Origin of the sequence: Streptomyces sp. NBC_00078 (genome assembly GCF_026343335.1) — a bacterium.
Taxonomy (GTDB): Bacteria; Actinomycetota; Actinomycetes; order Streptomycetales; family Streptomycetaceae; genus Streptomyces.
In genome coordinates this window covers 1,160,631-1,178,448 of the sequence record NZ_JAPELX010000001.1, presented here as the reverse complement: position 1 = coordinate 1,178,448, position 17,818 = coordinate 1,160,631, and the positions used below count along the sequence as shown (strand labels likewise).

Annotated in this window: 16 protein-coding genes; 10 read left to right on the top strand and 6 right to left on the bottom strand. The window is 71.7% G+C overall.

Translation table 11 applies throughout. The features are described 5' to 3' along the window. The first annotated feature begins 4 nt into the window (after nucleotides 1-4). From OOK07_RS05400 to OOK07_RS05375, 6 genes are all read left to right on the top strand, one after another. Entirely contained in the window at nucleotides 5-316 is a 312-nt protein-coding gene (locus OOK07_RS05400) for an urease subunit beta (RefSeq protein ID WP_266527506.1), read from the top strand. Then, nucleotides 309-2,030 carry an urease subunit alpha gene (locus OOK07_RS05395; protein ID WP_266795261.1) on the top strand — a complete coding sequence of 574 codons (1,722 nt, stop codon included), beginning with the start codon at nucleotides 309-311 and terminating at the stop codon, nucleotides 2,028-2,030. The genes OOK07_RS05400 and OOK07_RS05395 overlap by 8 nt, the downstream gene beginning before the upstream one ends. Nucleotides 2,031-2,055: 25 nt before the next feature. Continuing rightward, entirely contained in the window at nucleotides 2,056-2,730 is a 675-nt protein-coding gene (locus OOK07_RS05390) for an urease accessory protein UreF (protein WP_266795259.1), read from the top strand. Between the two features lie 123 nt (nucleotides 2,731-2,853). Further along, a complete protein-coding gene (gene ureG, locus OOK07_RS05385) occupies nucleotides 2,854-3,537 on the top strand; it encodes an urease accessory protein UreG (RefSeq protein ID WP_266677433.1) in 684 nt (227 codons plus the stop codon). Next, the gene (locus OOK07_RS05380; protein ID WP_266801898.1) at nucleotides 3,525-4,292 is read left to right on the top strand and encodes an urease accessory protein UreD; all 768 of its coding nucleotides are present in this window, start codon (nucleotides 3,525-3,527) and stop codon (nucleotides 4,290-4,292) included. Before ureG ends, OOK07_RS05380 begins: the two co-directional genes overlap by 13 nt. A gap of 126 nt (nucleotides 4,293-4,418) precedes the next feature. Then, entirely contained in the window at nucleotides 4,419-6,023 is a 1,605-nt protein-coding gene (locus tag OOK07_RS05375) for an alpha/beta hydrolase (RefSeq protein WP_266795257.1), read from the top strand. Between the two features lie 70 nt (nucleotides 6,024-6,093). Here the strand turns inward: OOK07_RS05375 and OOK07_RS05370 are convergent, their stop codons facing one another. The 6 genes from OOK07_RS05370 to OOK07_RS05345 all read right to left on the bottom strand — a co-directional run bounded on the left by OOK07_RS05370 (nucleotide 6,094) and on the right by OOK07_RS05345 (nucleotide 13,675). Continuing rightward, on the bottom strand, nucleotides 6,094-6,819 hold the full coding sequence (locus OOK07_RS05370) for a lysophospholipid acyltransferase family protein (RefSeq protein ID WP_266795255.1): 726 nt from the start codon (nucleotides 6,817-6,819) through the stop codon (nucleotides 6,094-6,096). 283 nt (nucleotides 6,820-7,102) lie between these two features. Beyond that, the gene (locus OOK07_RS05365; protein WP_266795254.1) at nucleotides 7,103-8,332 is read right to left on the bottom strand and encodes a PP2C family protein-serine/threonine phosphatase; all 1,230 of its coding nucleotides are present in this window, start codon (nucleotides 8,330-8,332) and stop codon (nucleotides 7,103-7,105) included. A gap of 70 nt (nucleotides 8,333-8,402) precedes the next feature. Beyond that, nucleotides 8,403-10,865, bottom strand: coding sequence for a SpoIIE family protein phosphatase (locus tag OOK07_RS05360; protein ID WP_266795253.1), 2,463 nt, complete (start codon nucleotides 10,863-10,865; stop codon nucleotides 8,403-8,405). Nucleotides 10,866-10,993: 128 nt separating this feature from the next. After that, a complete protein-coding gene (gene rocD, locus OOK07_RS05355; RefSeq protein ID WP_266795251.1) occupies nucleotides 10,994-12,214 on the bottom strand; it encodes an ornithine--oxo-acid transaminase in 1,221 nt (406 codons plus the stop codon). Then, nucleotides 12,211-13,035: a dimethylargininase gene (gene ddaH, locus OOK07_RS05350; protein ID WP_266795249.1), complete on the bottom strand. Its 825-nt coding sequence runs from the start codon at nucleotides 13,033-13,035 to the stop codon at nucleotides 12,211-12,213. The genes rocD and ddaH overlap by 4 nt, the downstream gene beginning before the upstream one ends. Nucleotides 13,036-13,189: 154 nt before the next feature. Further along, nucleotides 13,190-13,675: an Lrp/AsnC family transcriptional regulator gene (locus tag OOK07_RS05345; RefSeq protein ID WP_266795246.1), complete on the bottom strand. Its 486-nt coding sequence runs from the start codon at nucleotides 13,673-13,675 to the stop codon at nucleotides 13,190-13,192. Nucleotides 13,676-13,752: 77 nt separating this feature from the next. Here OOK07_RS05345 and OOK07_RS05340 point away from each other — a divergent pair, with 77 nt between their 5' ends. From OOK07_RS05340 to OOK07_RS05325, 4 genes are read left to right on the top strand one after another with little or no spacing between them, the layout of a single operon-like run. Next, a complete protein-coding gene (locus OOK07_RS05340) occupies nucleotides 13,753-14,505 on the top strand; it encodes a LytR/AlgR family response regulator transcription factor (RefSeq protein ID WP_266795245.1) in 753 nt (250 codons plus the stop codon). A 2-nt stretch (nucleotides 14,506-14,507) separates the two neighbouring features. Then, nucleotides 14,508-14,870, top strand: coding sequence for a hypothetical protein (locus tag OOK07_RS05335; RefSeq protein WP_266795243.1), 363 nt, complete (start codon nucleotides 14,508-14,510; stop codon nucleotides 14,868-14,870). A 24-nt stretch (nucleotides 14,871-14,894) separates the two neighbouring features. Further along, the gene (locus OOK07_RS05330; RefSeq protein ID WP_266795242.1) at nucleotides 14,895-16,607 is read left to right on the top strand and encodes a sodium/solute symporter; all 1,713 of its coding nucleotides are present in this window, start codon (nucleotides 14,895-14,897) and stop codon (nucleotides 16,605-16,607) included. Beyond that, nucleotides 16,604-17,818 carry a sensor histidine kinase gene (locus OOK07_RS05325; RefSeq protein ID WP_266795240.1) on the top strand — a complete coding sequence of 405 codons (1,215 nt, stop codon included), beginning with the start codon at nucleotides 16,604-16,606 and terminating at the stop codon, nucleotides 17,816-17,818. Before OOK07_RS05330 ends, OOK07_RS05325 begins: the two co-directional genes overlap by 4 nt.

Here is a 17,818-nt window from a genome sequence, read left to right as displayed (position 1 = left end):
CCCGATGATTCCCGGCGAGATCCTGTTCGCGGACGAGCCCGTCGTGTACAACGAGGGCCGCGAGGTCATCCGGCTGACCGTCCTCAACGCCGCCGACCGGCCCGTCCAGGTCGGCTCCCACTACCACTTCGCCGAGGCCAACCCCGGTCTGGACTTCGACCGGGCCGCCGCGCGCGGCAGGCGGCTCAACATCGCCGCCGGTACGGCCGTGCGCTTCGAGCCCGGCATCCCCGTGGACGTCGAACTCGTTCCGCTCGCCGGTGCCCGCGTGGTGCCCGGACTGCGCGGCGAGACCGGAGGTGCCCTCGATGCCTGAGATCTCGCGCGCCGCATACGCCGACCTGTTCGGCCCGACCACCGGTGACCGCATCCGGCTCGCCGACACCGATCTGCTGATCGAGATCGAGGAGGACCGCTCCGGCGGTCCCGGACTCGCCGGTGACGAGGCCGTGTTCGGCGGCGGCAAGGTCATCCGCGAATCCATGGGCCAGTCCCGTGCCACACGCGCCGACGGCACCCCCGACACGGTGATCACGGGTGCCGTGATCGTCGACCACTGGGGGATCGTCAAGGCCGACATCGGCATCCGCGACGGCCGGATCACCGGCATCGGCAAGGCCGGCAACCCCGACACCATGGACGGCGTCCACCCGGACCTGGTCATCGGGCCCGAGACCGAGGTCATCGCGGGCAACGGGCGGATCGTGACCGCCGGTGCCGTCGACGCGCACGTCCACTTCATCTGCCCGCAGATCGCCGACGAGGCGCTGTCCGCCGGTGTCACCACGCTGGTGGGCGGTGGCACGGGACCGGCCGAGGGGTCGAAGGCGACGACGGTGACGCCGGGTCCCTGGCATCTCGCGCGGATGCTGGAGGCGATGGAGCAGTACCCGCTCAACATCGGCTTCCTCGGCAAGGGCAACACCGTCTCGCACGAGGCGATGCTGTCGCAGATCCGAGGCGGGGCGCTCGGCCTGAAACTGCACGAGGACTGGGGCTCGACGCCCGCCGTCATCGACGCGTCGCTGACCGTCGCCGACCGGACCGGCGTACAGGTCGCCATCCACACGGACACGCTGAACGAGGCCGGCTTCGTGGGCGACACACTCGCCGCGATCGCGGGCCGCGGCATCCACGCGTACCACACCGAGGGTGCCGGCGGCGGGCACGCGCCGGACATCATGACCGTCGTCTCCGAGCCGCACGTGCTGCCCAGTTCGACCAACCCGACGCGGCCGTTCACCGTCAACACGGCGGAGGAACACCTCGACATGCTGATGGTGTGCCACCACCTCAACCCGGCGGTGCCGGAGGACCTGGCTTTCGCCGAGTCGCGGATCCGGCCGTCCACCATCGGGGCGGAGGACATCCTGCACGACCTGGGCGCGATCTCCATCATCTCGTCCGACGCCCAGGCCATGGGGCGAGTGGGCGAGGTCGTCATGCGGACCTGGCAGACGGCGCACGTGATGAAGCGGCGGCGGGGTGCGCTGCCGGGCGACGGACGTGCCGACAACCATCGGGTACGGCGCTACGTCGCCAAGTACACGATCAATCCGGCCCTCGCGCAGGGTCTTGCGCGCGAGATCGGATCGGTGGAGACCGGCAAGCTCGCCGACCTGGTGCTGTGGGAGCCGGCGTTCTTCGGCGTCAAGCCGCACCTCGTCATCAAGGGCGGGCAGATCGCGTACGCGCAGATGGGCGACGCCAACGCGTCGATCCCGACGCCGCAGCCGATCCTGCCGCGGCCGATGTACGGGGCGATCGGGCGGGCGCCCGCCGCGAACTCCTTCAACTTCGTGGCGCCGCTCGCCATCGAGGGCGGACTGCCTGAGCGGCTCTCGCTCGGCAAGCGGTTCGTCGCGATCGAGTCGACGCGCGGGGTCACCAAGGCCGACATGCGCGAGAACGACGCGCGGCCACGGGTGCAGGTCGATCCCGACAGCTTCGCCGTGCACATCGACGGGGAGCTGGTCGAGGCGACGCCGGCTGCCGAACTGCCCATGACCCAGCGCTACTTCCTGTTCTGATGACTCTTCCGGCGGAGTGGTCGTGATGTCGCGGGCAGCGCTTCTCGTACTGGCCGACGGGCGCTTTCCCGCCGGAGGGCACGCGCACTCCGGCGGGGCCGAGGCGGCCGTCAAGGCCGGACGGATCACCGCAGGCGCGAGCCTGGAGAGCTTCTGCCGGGGGCGGTTGCACACAGCGGGTCTGGTCGCGGCCTCGCTGGCCGCCGCTGCCGCGCTCGGTGCGGATCCCGTGGAACTCGATGCGGCCGCGGATGCCCGCACGCCGTCGCCCGCGCTGCGGCTCGCAGCGCGCAAGCTCGGTCGGCAGCTGATGCGGGCCGCCCGGGCCACCTGGCCCTCGGACGAACTGGACGCCGTGGCAAGGGAGTTCACCAAGGGGGTCCATCAGCCGGTGGTGTTGGGGCTTGCGGCTCGGGCGGCGGGGCTGGGGGCCGAGGACGCGGCCTACTGCGCGGCGTACGAGAGTGTGAGCGGGCCGGCGAGCGCCACGGTGCGGTTGCTGAGTCTTGATCCGTTCGACGCCACGCGGGTGCTCGCGCGACTGGCGCCCGAGATGGACCGCGTCGCGGATCGGGCGGTGGAGGCGGCGGGGGCCGTCGTCGAGGCGGGGGTCGATGCACTGCCCGCGGCTTCGGCGCCGTTGCTGGAGATCTCCGCCGAGCTGCATGCCGCCTGGGGCGTCCGGTTGTTCGCCTCGTGATCGGGGGCTCCGCCCCCGGACCTCCATCGGCCTGAACGGCCGCGTCCGCAAACGCCGGACGTGCCGAGGGTGCCCGGACTCGGCTGAAAGGGCGCCGCAAAAACACGTATAGGAGCCGTATCCATGCACCTCGACCACTCCCACAGCCACCACGGCCCCTCCGCCGTGAGCGCCGACGCCCGTCGCCCCGACGGCTCGCGTCGCGCGCTGCGGATCGGGCTCGGTGGGCCCGTCGGGTCGGGCAAGACCGCCACCGTCGCCGCGCTGTGCCGGGCCCTGCGGGACGAACTGTCCCTCGCTGTCGTCACCAACGACATCTACACCCGCGAGGACGCCGAATTCCTGCTGCGCGAAGCCGTGCTGCCGCCTGAGCGGATCACCGCCGTGGAGACGGGGGCCTGTCCGCACACCGCGATCCGGGACGACATCTCCGCCAACCTCGAAGCGGTCGAGGACCTGGAGGACGAGGTCGGGCCGCTGGATCTGATCCTGGTCGAGTCCGGCGGGGACAACCTCACGGCGACCTTCTCCAAGGGGCTCGTCGACGCGCAGATCTTCGTGATCGACGTCGCGGGCGGTGACGACATTCCGCGCAAGGGCGGGCCGGGGGTGACCACGGCCGACCTGCTCGTCGTCAACAAGACCGACCTCGCGCCGTACGTCGGCTCCGACCTTGCGCGGATGGCGGCCGACGCCAAGGCCCAGCGGGCCGAACTGCCCGTCGTCCTCCAGTCGTTGCGGACCGAGCCGGGTGTACGGGACGTGGCCGACTGGGTGCGGCAGCGGCTCGCCGCCTGGGCGGCGTGATCGTGAGCGGAGTACGGGCGACCGCTCGGATCGTCGCCCGGGACGACGGCAGGGGTGGTACGGCCCTGCCCACGCTGGAGGGGGACGGGCCGCTCGCGCTGCGGCGGACGCGGGGGAGTGGCGCCGAGGCACGGGTCATGCTCGTCGGGGCGATGAGCGGGCCCCTCGGCGGGGACCGGTTCGCGGTGGAGGCGAGGGTGGAGAGCGGGGCGCGGCTGCGTGTAGGGTCGGCCGCCGCCACTATCGCGCTTCCCGGACAGGCGAAGGGCGAGGCACACTACGACGTGCGGCTCGACGTCGCCGACGGGGCGGAACTGGTGTGGCTGCCCGAGCAGTTGATCTCCGCCAAGGGGAGCGATCTGTACGTCACGACGCGAGCCGAGCTCGGTGCCGACGCGCGGCTCGTGCTGCGCGAGGAACAGGTACTCGGGCGGGTCGGCGAGGAACCCGGGCGGCTGACCAGTCGTCTTGCCGTGCGGGTCCAGGGGCGGACCCTGCTCGACCAGGAACTGGCCTGCGGGCCCGGAGCGCCGGGCGGCTGGGACGGTCCCGCCGTGCTGGGCGGGCATCGGGCCGTGGGGCAACTCATCGTCGTACGGCCGGAGTTCGGGGCAGCGCCGGTGGCGGCCCGGGTGCTGGGCGAGGGGGCCACGGTCGTGCCGCTCGCCGGGCCCGCCGTGCTCGTGAGCGCCGTGGCCGGCGACGCCCTGCGGTTGCGACGGGTGCTGGACGAGGCACTCGCCGGCCTCGGATGACCGCTGAGCGGGACAGGCATCTCCGTTTATCGGATTGGTAAAGAAGGTCAACACTCCCTGTCCTGGGAGACTTCACAGCCGAAAGGATCCTCCTACCAATCGCAAGGACGAAGGGGGAGGTCCCACTTGAGTGATATCAGGCGGAACAGGCGGGTTGCGGCGCTCGGCTCGGCCGGAGCGCTCGTCACGGCCACACTCATAGCCGGCGCCGTCGCGGCGCCGAGTGCCAGCGCTAGCTCCGGCTTGCGGCACGGACAGGACCGCGAGGCCCGCGGAGAGGCCATCGCCGCCCAGCGGGCCGCCGCGGTCGGCATCGACTGGCAGGACTGCCCCGCCGACTGGGGGTTCGCCAAGCCCATCCAGTGCGGCTGGGTCAGCGTCCCGCTCGACTACGCCAAGCCGTACGGCAAGCAGATCAAGCTCGCCGTCGACCGCATCGGCAGCACCGGGACGCCGGCGGAGCGTCAGGGCGCTCTCGTCTACAACCCCGGCGGCCCCGGCGCCTCCGGCATGCGCTTCCCGACCCGGGTCACCACCAAGAACCCGATCTGGGCCAACACGGCCAAGGCGTACGACTTCGTGGGCTTCGACCCGCGCGGCGTGGGCCACTCCGCGCCCATCTCCTGCATCGACCCGCAGGAGTTCGTGAAGGCGCCCAAGGCCGACCCGGTGCCGGATTCCGAGGCCGACAAGCTGGCCCAGCGCAAGCTGGCCCGCGAGTACGCCGATGGGTGCGCCGAGCGCAGCGGCAAGGCGATGCTCGCGCAGATGACCACGCCCAACACCGTGCGCGACCTGGACGTGATCCGTGCCGCGCTCGGCGAGAAGAAGCTCAACTACCTGGGCGTCTCCTACGGCACCTACATCGGAGCCGTCTACGGCACCATGTTCCCGGGCCACCTGCGCCGCATGATCGTGGACAGCGTGGTCAACCCCTCGCGGGAGAAGATCTGGTACCAGGCCAACCTGGACCAGGACGTCGCCTTCGAGGGCCGCTGGAAGGACTGGGAGGACTGGGTCGCCGCCAACGACGCCGCCTTCCACCTCGGCACCACCCGCGCCGCCGTCCAGGCGAAGTGGCTCGAACTGCGCGCCACCGCCAAGAAGAACCCCATCGGCGGGGTCGTCGGCCCGGCCGAGCTGATCAGCTTCTTCCAGAGCGCGCCGTACTACGACTCCTCGTGGGTGCCGGTCGCGACGGTCTTCAGCAAGTACGCCGCCGGTGACACCCAGGCGCTGGTCGACGCCGCCGCCCCGGACCTGTCGGACACCGCGGGCAACATCACCGCGGAGAACGGCAACGCCGTCTACACGGCCGTCGAGTGCACCGACGTCAAGTGGCCCACCAGCTGGAAGAAGTGGGACCGCGACAACACCGAGCTCAACAAGAAGTACCCGTTCATGACCTGGGCCAACGCCTGGCTGAACCTGCCGTGCGCCACCTGGCCGGTCAAGCAGCAGAGCCCCGTGGACGTCAAGACGCACAAGGGTCTGCCGCAGGTCATGATCGTGCAGTCCACGCGTGACGCCGCCACCCCTTACGGCGGCGCCGTCGAACTGCACAAGCGCTTCAAGGGCTCCCGCCTGATCACCGAGAAGGACGCGGGCTCGCACGGTGTGACCGGTCTCGTCAACCCGTGCATCAACCAGCGGGTCGACACCTACCTGCTCACCGGCAAGCTGGACACCAAGGACGTGACGTGCACCCCGCACGCAACGCCCAAGCCGTAACCGGCAGTTGAACGAAAGTGAGGGGCGGCCGGAACACTCCGGCCGCCCCTCACCCATTGCGTGACTCGCGCTATCTGAGCGGCATCCGCGGGAACCGGCGCTCCTTCGCGCGCTCCTGCTCCGCCTGCTGCGCCTTGACGACGGCGGCGTACTCGTCGATGTACTCCTGCTCGGACAGCTTCAGAATCGCGTACATGATCTCGTCGGTGATGGCCCGCAGGATCGCCTTCTCGCTCTCCATGCCGGCGTAGCGGGAGAAGTCGAGGGGCTTGCCGAAGCGGATGACGACGGGGTGGATGTTCGGGATGACCTTGCCGGGGGGCTGCGCCTCGAAGGTGCCGATCATCGCGCAGGGAATCACCGGGACCTGCGCCTTCAGCGCCATCACGGCGACGCCGACCTTGCCCTTGTAGAGGCGGCCGTCGTGCGAGCGGGTGCCCTCCGGGTAGATGCCGAGCAGCTCGTCCTTGCGCAGCACGCCGAGGCCCTCGCGGATCGCGGCCTGGCCCGCCTCCTTGCCGGTGCGGTCCACCGGGATCTGCCCGGCGCTGCGGAAGAAGGCCGCGGTGAGGCGGCCCTTGATGCCGGGCCCCGTGAAGTACTCCTTCTTCGCGAGGAAGGTGATGCGGCGCTTGAGGATCGCCGGCATCAGGAAGTGGTCCGAGAACGACAGATGGTTGCCCGCGACGATGGCCGGACCCGTTGCCGGTACGTGTTCGAGGCCTTCGATACGAGGCCGGAAGACCAGTCTCAGCAGTGGTCCCAACAACACGTATTTGAGCACGTAGTAGAACAAAGCGGTCGCTCCTCACTCCGGCGGATCGCCTGTGCCGCCGCGTTCCAGCAGGTCAACCGGCGTGTCGTGGGGCTGCCAGTGTATGTGCAGGCGCAGTTCGCCGGAACACTGCGGGATGCCGCGTCGCGCGCGGGGGGACAACTGCGGCACCAGCCTCCAGTTACCGGGCGGTAGGCAGCAACCGGATGACGCATCATGGCGCGATCACGCTCAACTGCTGGCGGGCGCCCGGCCCTTGCGCATGCGCCGCCTCCTCTGCCCGGTGCTGCTCGGTTCCGCCCGGTCACAGCTGCACGATGACCAGGGCGGTGTCGTCGGTGGCGCCCCCCGGCGGCAGCAGCTCCAGGAGCACGGCGTCCGCGAGGGCCTCCGGACCCGCCGCGCGGTGCCGGCCGAGGGCGTCGGCCAGGCGGGCCAGGCCGGTGTCGATGTCCTCGCGTCTGCGTTCGATCAGGCCGTCGGTGTACAGGACCAGCACGGCACCCGCCGCGTATTCCGAGCGGGCCTGGGGTCTGGGGGCCGGACCGGCGCAGGCGTCGAGCGGCGGGTCGGTGGCCTGGTCGAGGAACTCGACCCGGCCGTCGGCATGGACGAGGACGGGCGGCGGGTGCCCGGCGCTGCTGTAGGTGACGGTCCGTTCGTCGAAGTCGATGAACGTCGTGACGGCGGTCGCCGACTCGGCACCGTCGACCACGTGCGCGTACCGGTCCAGCACGCCGAGCGCCCGGGCCGGGCCGTCGGCGACGCGGGAGGCGGCGCTCAGGGCGCTGCGCAGCTGGCCCATGGCGCACGCGGCCGAGAGGCCGTGCCCGACCACGTCGCCCACCGCCACGCTGATGCGGTTGCCGCCCACCAGGTCGACGAGGTCGTACCAGTCCCCGCACACGTTGAGCGCGCCGACGGCGGGCCGGTAGCGCACGGCCGCGTGGTGGTGGCCGGCCTGCCGGTGGGCGGGCAGCATCGCCTCCTGCAGCGCGAGGGCCACCTCGCGCTCGCGGGCATGGGCCCGCCGCAGCCGCTCGTTGAGTTCCTGCAGTTCGCGCGCGCGGGTGTACAGCTCCGCCTCCAGCACCCGGCCCCGGTTGCCGCTCGTGCCGCCGCGCGCCCTGATCAGCTCGGTGACCTCCTCGACGCGGTGCACCAGTAGCACCACCTTCCCCTCCGGGCCGAGCACCGGCGCGTTGACCGGGCTCCAGTAGCGCTCGTCCCACACCCCGGGCCGCTCGGAGCTCTCCACGTCGTAGCGCTGCAGGGCCATGGTGTCGCGCTCGCCGGTCTTCAGCACCCGCTCCAGCGAGGCCGACAGATTGCGCATACCGGATGCCTCCGAGTCGTGTGGGTTGTCCGGGAAGACGTCGAACAGATGGCGGCCGACCACCTGCTCGCGGCTGCGTCCGGACGACCGCAGGAACTCCTCGTTGGCGTCCGCGTACACCAGCTCGGGCGTCAGCAGCGCCACCATCCCCGGCAGGCACTGGAACACCCCCGCGTAGTCGATCGCCGCATCGTTCATGGCCACCGCCTCACTGCCGGGTTCCTCGCTGTTTGCCCACCTCATGTGATGTTCGGGCGGGTCCCCTGGATCAGGCCGGAGCATCCTCCAGGGACTGCTCGGCCCAGATGACCTTTCCCTCGGGTACGAAACGGGTACCCCAGCGCTGGGTGAACTGGGATACCAGGAACAGTCCGCGGCCGCCCTCGTCCGTGGTGCGCGGATGGCGCAGATGCGGTGCGGTGGCACCGCCGTCGGAGACCTCGCAGATCAGCGCCCGTTCCCTGATCAGGCGCAGCCGGATGGGGCCCTCGGCGTACCGGATGGCGTTGGTGACCAGCTCGCTGACCACGAGCTCGGTGGTGAAGACGAAGTCCTCCAGGTCCCACTCGGCCAGCTGCCGGGCGGCCTCCTTGCGGGCGTCGGCGACGACCGCGGGATCCGCGGGCAGATCCCAGTCCGCGACCTGGTCCGCGCCCAGCAGCCGGGTGTGGGCCATCAGCAGGGCCACGTCGTCGTGCGGGCGGGCCGGCATCAGCGCGTCAACCACGGCCCGGCAGCGCAGGTCGAGCGAGGGCTCGACCTGCTCCAGGGCGCGCCGCAGCCGCTCGCGGTCCGCGTCCACGCTCCAGTCGTGGTCCTCACGGGCCAGCAGCCCGTCGGTGTGCAGGGCGAGCGTGCTGCCCGCCGCGAGGGCCAGCTCCACCGCCTCGAAGGGCGGGCCGCCGGCGCCGAGTGGCGGCCCCTGCGGAAGGTCCACGAAGGTGACACTCCCGTCGGGCATCACGACGGCGGGCGCGGGATGGCCCGCGGCGGCCATCGTGCACTGCCCGTCGACGGGGTCGTAGATGACGTACACACAACCCGAACCGGCGACCTGGATGCCCGCGTCCTCCGGCGCGTCCGGCTCGGAGCCCTCCTCGCGGGCCGTCCGCGCCACCAGGTCGTCGAGGTGCGCGAGCACCTCCTCGGGCGGCAGATCGAGCGCCGCGAGGGTGCGTACGGCGGTACGGAGGCGGCCCATGGCCGCGGCGGCGGCGATGCCGTGGCCCGGGACCTCGCCCACGACCAGGGCGACGCGCGCGCCGGACAGCGGAATGATGTCGTACCAGTCGCCGCCGAGGCCGGTCAGCTCGTCGGCCGGCCGGTAGCAGGCGGCCACCTCCACCGCGTTCTGCACGGGCAGCCGGCGGGGCAGCAGGCTGCGCTGCAGCACCAGCGCGGCGTTGCGCTCGCGGGTGTAGCGGCGGGCGTTGTCCACGCAGACCGCAGCCCTGGACACGAGGTCCTCGGCCAGACTCAGATCGTCCTCGTCGAACGGCTCCTGACGTCCGCGCCGGAAGAAGGTGGTGACGCCCAGCGTGACGCCCCGCGCCAGGATCGGCACGATCATCACGCTGTGCAGCCCCAGCTCCAGGAAGGTCGCCTCCCGGCCACCGAACCTGTCCGCGGCCCACGCCTTGGCGAGCGGATCGAGCCGCTCCTCGCGCCAGGAACTGCCCGAGGCGAGACAGCGGATCGGGGGCGATCCGGGAAGATACGTGGCCGCCTCGCCGATCTGGGCGGCGGCCTCCGGGACCCCCGGGTTCACCGACTGCTGCCCGGCGCGGCGCAACGGCACCGGGGCCGTGGCACTCAGCGGCCCGGGCGCGAGCTCCGCGCCCCGCAGCACGGACTCCAGCAGGTCCACGGAGACGAAGTCGGCGCAGTCCGGCACGGCGACATCTGCCAGCTCCTGCGCGGTCCGCACGATGTCGAGGGTGCGGCCGATGCGTTCGCCGGCCCGGTCGAGCAGGGCCAGCCGCTGCCGGGCGCGGTGGCGCTCGGTGATGTCGACGACCGTGTAGTACACGCCCATCGGGTGGCCGTGGTCGTCCTCAAGGCGGGTGAACGACAGCATGTGCGCCGTCTCCCGGTGCGGCGCCGAGCGCACCTGGCCCACCTGCTCGTATCCGAACACCGGCTCGCCGGTCTCCAGTACGTGCCGCATCTGCGCGTCGATGGCCTCGGCGTCCAGGCCGGGCTGGATCTCCGCCATCCGCCGCCCCAGCCGCTCACCGGCGGGGCCGCCGCCGAACTGCTCCAGGGCCACGTTCGACCACACACAGCGCAGGTTCGCGTCCACGATCGCTATGCCGACGGGTGATCCCGTGACCATCTGCTCCAGCACCGAGCGGCTCATGTCCCAGCCCGGCGCCCCGGCCATGTCGCACAGCAGCACCAGCCAGCGCTGCGCGCCTCCCGGCTCCGACGCCGGGGTGACCCGCACCATGACCTTGACCTGCTCGCCGCCCTTGCGGCGCGCGGTCAGCAGCCCCGCCCAGCCGCCGTCCCTGCGGCACCGCTCGGCCAGCTCGGGCAGCCGCACGGCGTCCTCGTCGTGCAGCAGCCCGCTGACCCCGGTTCCCACCACCTCGGCAGCCGCGTACCTCAGCAGCCGCTGGGCGTCCTGCGTCCAGCTGATCACCACGCCCCGTGCGTCGAGCAACAAGGGCACGGCATCGGCCACGTCGAACCGCTGCCGGGCGACGTCCTGCTCCTCGTGAGTGCCCACGGCCGACCTCTCTGTCGCTGAGAGTGGTCTACCACCTCTTGACTCAGTCTTCACCCTACGGGCGCCGGGTGGGGGGATCCGTGGGGAGTAGGGGGCGGCGTCCGGCCGCCCCCTACTCCCCACCGGGGTCACGAACCCAGAACATGCTCCAGTGCTCCCAGCGCCGACCCGAGCTCCTCCCCGGTGATCGTCAGCGGTGGCGCCAGCCGGATCGTGGAGCCGTGGGTGTCCTTGACGAGGACACCCTCCCGAAGGAGCCGCTCGCCGATCTCGCGCCCCGTTCCGATCGACGGGTCGATGTCGACGCCCGCCCACAGGCCACGCGCGCGGAAGCCGGTCACGCCCTTGCCGACCAGGCCGGACAGGCCGCCGCGCAGGACGACGCCCAGCTCGGTCGCCCGGCGCTGGTACTCGCCCGTCTCCAGCAGTTCCACGACGGCCGTGCCGACCGCGGCCGCCAGCGGGTTGCCGCCGAACGTCGAGCCGTGCTCGCCCGGCCGCAGCACGCCGAGCACGTCCCGGCGGGCGACCACCGCGGAGACCGGGACGATGCCGCCGCCCAGCGCCTTGCCCAGCAGCAGCACGTCGGGGACGACCGACTCGTGCTCGACGGCGAGGGTGCGGCCCGTACGGCCGAGCCCGGACTGGATCTCGTCCGCGACGAACAGGCAGCCCTTGCGGCGGGTCAGCTCCCGCACGCCGGACAGATAGCCGTCGTCGGGGATGACGACACCCGCCTCGCCCTGAATGGGCTCGATGAGCACGGCGGCCGTCGTCTCGTCGACCGCCGCCTCCAGCGCCGCCAGGTCGTTGTACGGCACGATCCGGAAGCCCGGGGTGAAGGGGCCGAAGCCCGCCCGTGCCGTCTCGTCCGTCGAGAAGCTGACGATCGTCGTCGTACGTCCGTGGAAGTTCTCCGCGGCGACCACGATCGTCGCCCGGTCGGCGGGGACGCCCTTGACCTCGTACGCCCACTTGCGGGCCACCTTGATGGCGCTCTCCACCGCCTCGGCGCCCGTGTTCATGGGCAGCACCATGTCCAGGCCGGTCAGCCCGGCCAGCCGCTCGGCGAATTCGGCGAGCCTGTCGTTGTGGAAGGCGCGCGAGGTGAGGGTCAGGCGGTCCAGCTGGTGGTGGGCAGCCTCGATCAGGGCCGGGTGGCGGTGACCGAAGTTGAGGGCCGAGTAGCCCGCCAGCATGTCGAGGTAGCGGCGGCCCTCGACGTCCTGGACCCAGGCGCCCTCGGCGCCGGCGACCACCACCGGCAGCGGGTGGTAGTTGTGCGCCAGGACCGGTTCCTCGGCGCGGATCAGCTCGGCGGACGTACGCGTGGTGACGGGAGCGGTCATGAACGGATCTCCTGAGTGCAGCACTTGATGCCCCCGCCCGCCTTGCGGAACTCGGACAGGTCGACGGGGACGGGGACGTAGCCGCGGTCGGTGAGGGCGGAGGTGAGCGCCTCGGCCTGGGGCGCGATGAAGACGTGGCGGCCGTCGGAGACGGAGTTGAGGCCGAAGGACATCGCGTCCTCGGCGGTGGCGAGCACGGCGTTCGGATACAGCCGCGCGAGCACCTCCCGGCTGCCCGGCGAGAACGCCTCCGGGTAGTAGGAGATGTTGTTGCCGTCGACGGAGTCGTCGAGGACGAACAGCGCCGTGTCCAGGTGGTAGAAGCGCGGGTCCACCAGGGTCAGGCTGATCACCGGGTGGCCGAAGAACTCCTGCACCTCGCGGTGCGCTTCGCGGGTCGTACGGAAGCCTGTGCCGGCCAGGACGTAGCGACCCGTCCAGACCAGGTCGCCCTCACCCTCGCAGACGGACTCGGGCCGGTGGACGTCGAAGCCGGCAGTCTTGAACCACATGTCGTAGAACGTGGACTCCGGGCGCCGCTCCGGCGCATGGAAGAGCGAGCCGAAGACGCGGCCGCCGACGACGACCGCCGAGTTCGCGGCGAAGACCATGTCCGGGAGGCCGGGGGCGGGCTCCACGTTGTCCACGCTGTGGCCGTGGGCCCGGTAGGCGCCGATCAGCGCCTGCCACTGCTGATGGGCCAGATCGACGTCGACCTGGGCGTCGGGTTGCATCCACGGGTTGATCGCGTACTGCACGGCGAAATGTCTGGGTTCGCAGACGAGGAAGCGCCGCCGACGCGGCACACGGGAGTCGGACACAGAGGGGTTCCTCCGCTTCCTGGGGTGTCGACTGAGGGTTGACACCAAGGTAGGAAGTGACGGAGACGCGCGACAAGCGACAGGAATTGCGTGTCTGCGCAGGAATGCTGCGTCTTAGGCCGGTTGAACGCAGCTGTGCTGCGCATCCGGACGTTTATTCGGGAGCGGGCTGGGTGGCGCCCGCCTCCGGGCTTTCCGGGAGCAGATGGGACAACACCATCACACTGATCGTTTTCCGGATGAAGGGCTCGACGCGGATCCGCTCCAGGACCTCCTCGAAGTGGTCCACGTCCCGCGCCCGCACATGCAGCAGCGCGTCCGCGCCCCCGGTCACCGTCATCGCCGCCGTGATCTCCGGATGGTTGCGGACCACCTCCGCGAGCCGCCGCGGCGGAGCCGCGCCCTCGCAGAACACCTCGACGTACGCCTCCGTGCGCCAGCCGAGCGCAGACGGCTCCACCGTGGCCGTGAACCCGGTGATCACGCCTGTCTCGCGCAGCCGGTCCACGCGCCGCTTGACGGCCGTGGAGGACAGCCCGACGGCCGCACCGATCTCGGCGAAGCTCGTCCTGGCGTTGACCATGAGCGCGTTGATGATCTTCCGGTCGGTCTGGTCGAACGGCGCGGGCCTGCTGTTCATGCCGGCACTGTATCCAGCAGGAACGTCCACGCCCGGCACATGTCCTGGCGTACTGATTCCACCTACACTCCGGGTTCATGCTGCGCGCCCTCGCCGTCGACGACGAACGCCCCTCGCTGGAGGAACTGCTCTATCTCCTGAACGCCGATCCCCGCATCGGCAGCGCGGAGGGCGCCGGCGACGCCACCGAGGCGCTGCGCCGCATCAACCGGGCGCTGGAGTCCGGTCCCGGCGGGCCCGAGGAGATCGACGTCGTCTTCCTCGACATCCACATGCCCGGCCTCGACGGCCTCGACCTCGCCCGGCTGCTGACCGGGTTCGCGAAGCCGCCGCTGGTCGTGTTCGTCACCGCCCACGAGGACTTCGCCGTGCAGGCCTTCGACCTCAAGGCCGTCGACTACGTGCTCAAGCCGGTCCGCAGGGAACGCCTGGCGGAGGCGGTCCGCCGGGCCGCCGAACTCACCGGCACCGCCGCCCCGCGCATCCCCGTGCACGAACCCGACCCCGACCACATACCGGTCGAACTCGGCGGTGTGACCCGCTTCGTCGCCGTCGGCGACATCACCCACGTCGAGGCCCGGGGCGACTACGCCCGCCTGCACACCGACCGGGGCAGCCACCTCGTACGGATCCCGCTGTCCACCCTGGAGGAGCGCTGGCGCTCCCGCGGCTTCGTCCGAATCCACCGCCGCCACCTCGTCGCCCTGCGCCACGTCGGCGAACTCCGCCTGGACGCGGGCACGGTGAGCGTCCTGGTCGGCGGGGAGGAACTCCAGGTCAGCCGCCGCCACACGCGCGAACTGCGGGACCTGCTGATGAGGAGGCCCTGACCGTGCCCGGCCAGGACCCCGCCGAGCGGCGCGTCGTCGTCACCGGCCCGCCCCGCCGCACCCGCCGGGCCTCCGGCTACTACCGGCCGCGCACCGAGATCGACGAGCAGACCACCCTCGGCCACACCTATGTCCGCTCCCTGATGCGCAGCCAGCTCCGCGCCGCGCTCGCCGTGTTCGCCTTCCTCGGCCTGCTGATCGGCCCGCTGCCGCTGGTGTTCGCCGCCATGCCGGACGCCCGCCGCCTGCAATGGCTGGTCCTGGGCTTCTGTCTCTACCCCCCGCTGGTCCTGCTCGCCCTGTGGTACGTACGGCGCGCCGAGCGCAACGAACGGGACTTCGTGCGCCTCGTCGAGGACCGGTGAACGAGGACCGGTGAACGAGGACCGATGAATTCCAGCTACGCAGTCCCCGCCGTCGCCCTCGTCGTCGTGGCGACCGTCCTCGTCGGCGCGTTCGGCCTGCGCATCTCCCGCACCACCTCCGACTTCTACGTGGCCTCCCGCACCGTCGGGCCCCGCCTCAACGCGGCCGCCATCAGCGGCGAATACCTCTCCGCCGCCTCCTTCCTGGGCATCGCCGGCCTGGTCCTGGTCCAGGGCCCCGACATGCTCTGGTACCCCGTCGGCTACACGGCCGGCTATCTGGTCCTCCTCCTGTTCGTCGCCGCCCCGCTGCGCCGCTCCGGCGCCTACACGCTGCCCGACTTCGCCGAGGCCCGGCTGGCCTCGTATGCCGTACGACGGCTGGCCGGGGCGTTCGTCGTCGGTGTCGGCTGGCTGTATCTGCTGCCCCAACTCCAGGGCGCCGGGCTGACGTTGACGGTGCTGACCGGTGCGCCGCCGTCGCTCGGCGGACTGATCGTGGCCATCGTCGTGGTCGCGACCGTCGCCGCGGGCGGCATGCGCAGCATCACCTTCGTCCAGGCCTTCCAGTACTGGCTCAAGCTCACCGCGCTGCTCGTCCCCGCGCTGTTCCTGGTCCTCGCATGGCAGGGCGACGGGGCACCCAGCCATGCCTTCGAGGAGCCGGCGGCCTTCCGCGAGCAGCGCGTCGTACGCGTCGACGACGGACTCGACCTGACCCTTGACCGCCCGCTCACCGTGACGGCGAGCGGCACGATCGACGGCCGCTCCCATGACAGGCAGCGGATCCGCCTCCCCGCCGGCACCCACCGCATCGAGGCCGGCGCCCGGCTGACCTTCGCCGAGGGCGCCCCCGTCCCGACGCCCGACCGGGGCACCAACGGCGGCATGTCGACCTCCCTGGAGACGGGCCGCGAGGAACGCCCGCTGTACGCCACCTACGGGCTGATCCTCGCCACCTTCCTCGGCACCATGGGCCTGCCGCACGTCGTCGTCCGCTTCTACACCAGCCCGCACGGCGTCGCCGCCCGCCGCACCACGGTCGCCGTGCTCGGCCTGATCGGCGCCTTCTACCTCCTGCCGCCCCTCTACGGCGCCCTCGGCCGGCTCTACACCCCCGAACTCACCCTCACCGGTGACGCGGACGCCGCCGTCCTGCTGCTGCCCGACCGCATGATCGGCGGCCTCGGCGGCGACCTGCTCGGCGCGCTGGTGGCGGGCGGCGCCTTCGCCGCGTTCCTGTCCACGGCGTCCGGGCTGACCCTGGCCGTGGCCGGTGTGCTCACCCAGGACGTCCTGCCCACGCGCGGTGTACGGCACTTCAGGCTCGGCACGGTGCTGTCGATGGCCGTACCGCTCGCCGCCAGTGCCATCGTGGGAGGGCTGCCGGTCGCCGACGCGGTCGGGCTCGCCTTCGCCGTGTCCGCCTCGTCCTTCTGCCCACTGCTCGTCCTCGGCATCTGGTGGCGCCGGCTGACCCCGCCGGGCGCGGCCGCCGGGATGCTGATCGGCGGCGGCTCCGCGTTCGTGGCCGTGGCCGTGACCATGGCGGGCCTCCCGGGCACCGGCACGCTGCACGCGCTGCTCGCCTGGCCCGCCCTCTGGTCGGTGCCGCTGGGCTTCCTCACCATGGTGCTGGTGTCCCTGGCCACCCCCGGGCGGGTGCCGAGCGGAACGGAGGCGATTCTGGCGCGCTTCCATCTGCCGGAGGCGCTGCGGGCGGAGGCGAAGGCATGAGCGGATTCCTCGCCGGTCTGTGCGTGGCCGTCCTCCCCCTGCTGGCCGCCGGATTCTGGGTCGGCAGACGCACGGCCCGCCCGGAGAGCCTCGGGGGCCTCGGCACCCCCGTAGAGCACGCCACCTTCGAGACCCTGCACACGGCATCGCTCGCCGCGCCGCCGCTGCGGGCGGGCCTGACGGAGGAGACCGCCCGCAAGTCCGCCCGCAGACTCCGCACCCTCCTCGGCACGGACGCCCTGTGCCTGACGGACCGGAAGGAGGTCCTGGTCTGGGACGGCGTGGGCGGCCACCACCGCACCGAGATCATGGAACGCCTCGCCGGGCCGCTGCAGACCGGCCGCGGCGAGGCATTCCGGCTCAGCTGCGACACCCCGGACTGCCCGGTGCGCTGGGCGGTCGTCGCCCCGCTCACCCTCGACGACCGCGTGCACGGCGCCCTCGTCGCCTGCGCCCCGCGTGAGTCCGCCGTCCTCGTCCGCGCCGCCGGGGAGGTCGCCCGCTGGGTGAGCGTCCAACTCGAACTGGCCGACCTCGACCAGTCCCGCACCCGCCTGATCGAGGCCGAGATCAAGGCACTTCGGGCCCAGATATCCCCGCACTTCATCTTCAACTCGCTCGCCGTGATCGCCTCGTTCGTGCGTACCGACCCCGAGCGGGCCCGCGAACTCCTTCTGGAATTCGCCGACTTCACCCGCTACTCGTTCCGAAGGCACGGCGACTTCACCACCCTCGCGGACGAACTCCACGCCATCGACCACTACTTGGCGCTCGTGCGGGCACGCTTCGGCGACCGCCTCTCCGTCACCCTGCAGATCGCCCCCGAGGTGCTGCCGGTCGCCCTGCCCTTCCTGTGCCTGCAGCCGCTCGTCGAGAACGCCGTCAAACACGGACTGGAGGGCAAGGCGGCGCCCGTGGGCAAGAGCCACATCAGCATCACCGCACAGGACGCAGGGGCCGAGGCCCTGGTCGTCATCGAGGACGACGGCGCCGGAATGGATCCCGGCCTGCTGCGCCGCATCCTCGCCGGCGAGATCAGTCCCTCGGGCGGCATCGGGCTGTCCAACGTCGACGACCGGCTGCGCCAGGTCTACGGCGACGACTACGGGCTCGTCATCGAGACCGCCGTGGGCGCGGGCATGAAGATCACCGCCCGGCTGCCGAAGTACCAGCCGGGCGTGCACTCGGCCGGACGGCTGAGTGGGGAATGA